2 tRNA genes and 1 rRNA gene are annotated in these 496 nt (G+C 49.2%); all 3 read right to left on the bottom strand.

Annotated features, from left to right (window positions below):
- Positions 1-106: 106 nt before the first annotated feature.
- A tRNA-Ile gene (locus ACTNB8_RS16415) sits at positions 107-180 on the bottom strand.
- Between the two features lie 127 nt (positions 181-307).
- Positions 308-380: transfer RNA gene (locus ACTNB8_RS16420), tRNA-Ala, on the bottom strand.
- Positions 381-385: 5 nt separating this feature from the next.
- Positions 386-496: ribosomal RNA gene (rrf, locus tag ACTNB8_RS16425) — 5S ribosomal RNA — on the bottom strand; the annotation flags it as partial.

The following is a 496-nucleotide window of genomic DNA, read 5'->3' on the forward strand; positions in this document are numbered from 1 at the left end:
TATATCAAGGATATTTGATTAGTTTTAATCAAATTTACATGTATGCAGTTTTCAAGGTACGATATAGGCTTACTCACTTAACCTCACGGCTAATCAACTAAGCCACTGGGCCTAAGTGGACTCGAACCACCGACCTCACGCTTATCAGGCGTGCGCTCTAACCAGCTGAGCTATAAGCCCAAACGAAAGCATTACAAAGTTTCTTCCCTCAACTAAATTCAGCTACGCTTCATTAAGGTTCGGGAAGCGCCTCGCACTAAACTCAATCATCGCTTATCAGCTCGATTTCGTTAAGTTGCTTTCGGTGTGGAGATGAAGAGATTCGAACTCTCGACCCCCTGCTTGCAAGGCAGGTGCTCTCCCAACTGAGCTACATCCCCATTTGATCTGGCGCCCACCTGCTCTCCCACACCGTCTCCAGTGCAGTACCATCGGCCGCCTGCGTCTTAACCGTCGTGTTCGGGATGGGAACGGGTGTTTCCCACAAGCGCATCGG

This window comes from Blautia sp. HCP28S3_G10 (genome assembly GCF_052065235.1).
Taxonomy (GTDB): domain Bacteria; phylum Bacillota; class Clostridia; order Lachnospirales; family Lachnospiraceae; genus Blautia_A.